The 4,341-nt window shown below is 64.9% G+C and carries 3 protein-coding genes; 2 read left to right on the top strand and 1 reads right to left on the bottom strand.

Annotation, left to right across the window (positions count from 1 at the left end):
- The coding region (locus AC5JJ6_RS00975) for an MFS transporter (protein WP_496040244.1) at nucleotides 1–1,067 on the bottom strand (1,067 nt) is incomplete at its 3' end.
- 228 nt (nucleotides 1,068–1,295) lie between these two features.
- Here AC5JJ6_RS00975 and AC5JJ6_RS00970 point away from each other — a divergent pair.
- Together AC5JJ6_RS00970 and AC5JJ6_RS00965 are read left to right on the top strand one after the other, a co-directional pair.
- A complete protein-coding gene (locus AC5JJ6_RS00970) occupies nucleotides 1,296–3,419 on the top strand; it encodes a catalase (protein WP_496040243.1) in 2,124 nt (707 codons plus the stop codon).
- Nucleotides 3,420–3,628: 209 nt separating this feature from the next.
- Nucleotides 3,629–4,341: alpha/beta hydrolase (locus tag AC5JJ6_RS00965; RefSeq protein WP_496040242.1), on the top strand; the 713-nt coding region annotated here is incomplete at its 3' end.

The raw sequence follows: 4,341 nt of genomic DNA, 5'->3' as shown, positions 1-4,341 counted from the left end.
GCCTCGCTGACGCGGCCCCGGGGCGCCAGCTTCGCCACCTCGGCCAGGAAGAGCCCGTTCCAGCCGCTCGCGGTCAGTCCGAACAGGAAGCAGAAAGTCGCGAACGTCGGAAAGGTCCACCTCGTTCCGACCGTCGCCACCGCCGCCGCCGCCATGGCGATCCCCAGCGATCCCAGCACCAGCCGGGTATGTCCGATCCGGTCGCCGACGACGCCCCAGAAGACGCGGCCTACCAGACCGCCCGTCTGCGCCACCGCGAGCGCCGCTCCGGCCAATGTCAGCGGCATCTCAAGCTCGACCACGCAGAAGCTGACCAGGAAGGCGTTCAGGCTGATCTGCATGGCGGAGTATGCACCCCCCGCCAGCGCCATGGCGCGCAGCCGGGCATCGTCGCGGACCAGCTTCAGCGCCTTGCCGTAGCGGCCGAACATGGTGCCGGTCTGCGGTTCCGCCGGGGTTTCCCAGGTGCGGCGGAGCGGCGCCAGCAGCAAGGCGGCCACGCCGCACAGGCATGCGACCAGCAGAAGCCCGCCCTGCCAGCCGACCAGCGGGACCAGGGCCGGCAGCGCCAGGGCGCCGGCGATACCGCCGATCTGGTTGCCGGTCTGCTTCAACGAGAAAACCAGTCCGCGCCGCTCCGGCGGCGAGATCCTCATCAGCAGATGCGAACTGGCCGGCGTCTCGGGCGCGAACACGCATCCCAGCAGCAAGGCTGCCGGCACGAAGATCCAGGCGGTTCCGCTGGACGCCAGCGCCAGAGCGATGCCGCATCCGGTCAGGCAGAGCTGACTGACACGCAACGCCCCCAGCCGCATCACGAGGTCGCCGCCGACCGGCGAGGAGACGATGCCGAGCGCGAAGATCACGGCCATGTAGACGCCGACCAGAGCCGAAGGCTTGACCCCGATATCTGCCGCGATGGCCGGTGCTATGGTCGGCACCGCGAACAGGCCTCCCGACACCAGCGCCTGCACCCCCGCCAGCGCCGCCACGGGAAGCATGATCGCACGCAGCGGCGGCTTGGGAGGGCTGGATGATTTGGAAGCTGAGGTCAGGTCGGTTGGCATGACCGGCAGCATATAGGGGAAGCATCGGGCGGCAAGGAAGTAATGGAACCCGGCTGTGCGGGGAATTCCTTTGGAACAATTCTAAGCGCAATCGGTTGAGTAACAGGGATTAGCGGACATTGACTTAATCGCCGCCTTCGAGCGGCTTGAGCCATATGGCGCGCCATTACGCGCGCCTTGGACATCCGCGTCATCTCCCTCATACGGAAATTGAAGAAGGCGACCGAAATGCCGGACGACAGGCTTACCAGCAGCCGTACAACAGCGACCTTCGACGATCAGGAGGTCATTCGCGGCGAGGGGGGAGAAACCCATCAGGTGGCTGGCGGCGACGTGCCGGTACTGACCACCCAGCAAGGTATCCCGGTTGCCGACGACCAGAATTCGCTGCGGATCGGCTATCGTGGCCCGACGGCGCTGGAAGACTTCCATTTCCGCGAGAAGATCTTCCATTTCGACCATGAACGCATTCCCGAGCGCGTCGTCCATGCCCGCGGCTTCGGCGTCCATGGGTATTTCGAGACGACCGACTCGCTGTCCGACATCACCCGCGCCGACCTGTTCCAGCGCGCCGGGGAAAAGACGCCGGTCTTCGTCCGCTTCTCCACCGTCGCCGGCAACAAGGGTTCGCCCGATCTGGCGCGCGACGTCCGGGGCTTCGCGGTCAAGTTCTATACCAATGAGGGCAACTGGGACCTTGTCGGCAACAACATCCCGGTGTTCTTCATCCAGGACGCCATCAAGTTCCCCGACCTGGTCCATGCCGCCAAGCAGGAGCCGGACCGGGGCTTCCCGCAGGCGCAGACGGCGCACGACAATTTCTGGGACTTCATTTCCCTGTCGCCGGAATCGATGCATATGGCGCTGTGGATCATGTCCGACCGGACGATCCCGCGCTCCTTCCGCTTCATGGAAGGCTTCGGCGTCCATACCTTCCGCTTCGTCAACGCCGAAGGCAAATCGACCTTCGTCAAGTTCCACTGGAAGCCCAAGCTGGGCATGCAGTCGGTCGTCTGGAACGAGGCGCTCAAGATCAACGGCGCCGATCCCGACTTCCACCGCCGCGACCTGTGGAACGCCATCCAGGCCGGCGACTATCCGGAATGGGAACTGGGCGTCCAGCTCTTCGACCAGGACTTCGCCGAGAAGTTCGACTTCGACGTGATCGACAGCACCAAGATCATCCCGGAAGAACTGGTGCCGGTCCAGATCGTCGGGCGCATGGTGCTCGACCGCACGGTGGACAACTTCTTCGCGGAAACCGAGCAGGTCGCCTTCTGCACCCAGAACATCGTCCCCGGCATCGACTTCACCAACGATCCGCTGCTCCAGGGCCGCAACTTCTCCTATCTGGATACGCAGTTGAAGCGGCTGGGCAGCCCCAACTTCACCTATCTGCCGATCAACGCGCCGAAGAAGCCGGTCAACCACTTCCAGCAGGACGGCCACATGGCCATGGTCAACCCCAAGGGCCGTGCCAATTACGAGCCGAACTCCTGGGGCGGAGCGGCCGGCGGCCCGCGCGAGGCGCCCGATATCGGCTTCAAGTCGTATCCGGCGGAAGAGCAGGGCGCCAAGCTGCGGATCAGGGCGGAGACCTTCTCCGACCATTATAGCCAGGCCCGCCAGTTCTACATCAGCCAGACGCCGGTCGAGCAGACCCACATCGCCGATGCCTTCATCTTCGAACTGAGCAAGGTCAAGACCCCGGCGATCCGCTCGCGCATGGTATCCCATCTGATGAACGTCGATGACGAACTGGCCGACAAGGTGATCACGGGCCTGCGGCTTGAGCAGAAGCCCAAGCCCGCCGACGCCGCCCGCCCGACCCGCAGGGACCTGCCGGCGTCTCCGGCGCTCAGCATCCTGCTCAACGGGCCGGACAGCTTCAAGGGCCGTAAGGTCGGCGTGCTGGTCAGCGACGGCGTGGACATCGATCTGGTCAAGTCGCTGAAGGAAGCCGTGCTCGCCGAAGGCGCCATGCTGGAGTTCGTCGCTCCCATGGTCGGCGGCGTCAAGGCCAGCGACGGTACCTGGATCGAGGGCGACGAGAAGATCAACGGCGCTCCGTCCGTCGTCTACGACAGCGTGGCGATCCTGCTGTCGTCGGCTGGAGCGGCATTGCTGGCGAAGGAAGCAACCGCCCGCGACTTCGTCAACGATGCCTTCGCCCACGCGAAGTTCATCGCCTACAACGCCGATGCCATGCCGCTGCTGGACAAGGCCGGCGTCGCTCCGGATATCGACAAGGGCTTCGTCGAACTGAAGGGCTCGGGCGATGCCAAGACCTTCGTTCAGGCCTGCCGCAAGGTCAGGTTCTGGGAGCGCGAAGCGAAGGTCAAGCAGGTCTGATCCGGCGGCGGAACTCCGTCGGTAAGTAAATGCGCGGCTGGAAACAGCCGCGCATTTTTTATTGATAGTATTACGCCTGATTTCATCTGGACGATCACGTGCATGTGAACGGCAGTTGGGAACTGGCGGTTGGTTTTCCTTGTTGGAGTGATCTGAATAAGACAATGAAGATCGTGGCGCCTGAGCGTGCCGCATCGCGAAAGGTTATGATGAAGAATCGGCCGAAGCATTCCTCTTTCGCTCCGCTGCTGATGGGGGCCGTGGCCCTGTTGACCCTTGGGGCCTGCCAGCAGATGTCCAATCTGGGAACCGCCGTGTCCAAGGATCCGGCCGCCGCAGCCCAGGGCGTTCCCACGCTGGCGAGTGCCGACACCGACATGGGTTCCGCATTGCTGGCGCTCCAGGCGCTGGGTCCGAAGCCGATCGAGACGCTGTCCGCACCGGAAGCCCGCAAGCAGCCCACGCTGGGCGATGCCGTCAAGAAGGTGCTTCAGGACGACGGCCGGAGCGCCGCTCCCGAAGCCGTGGTGTCCGTCCGCAACGTCAGCATTCCGGGTTCCAACGGTTCGCAGCCGGCACGCATCTACGTTCCCGGCGCCGCGCGCAGCCCGCTGCCGGTCATCGTCTATTATCACGGCGGCGGCTGGGTGATCGCCGACCTCGACACCTATGACGCGTCGGCCCGCGCGCTGGCGAACCAGTCCGGCGCCATCGTCGTCTCGGCCGAATACCGCAAGGGACCGGAAGCGAAGTTCCCGGCCGCCCACGAGGACGCGCTGACGGCCTACCGCTGGGTTCAGGCCAATGCCACCCAGTTCGGCGGCGACCCCAACCGCATCGCGGTGGCGGGCGAGAGCGCCGGCGGCAATATGGCGATCGGCGTGTCGCGCATGGCGAAGGAACAGGGTCTCCGTCCGCCGGT

This window comes from Skermanella sp., assembly GCF_059503625.1.
Note: the sequence above shows the minus strand (reverse complement) of the source record. Positions and strands in the feature narration are given on the sequence as shown.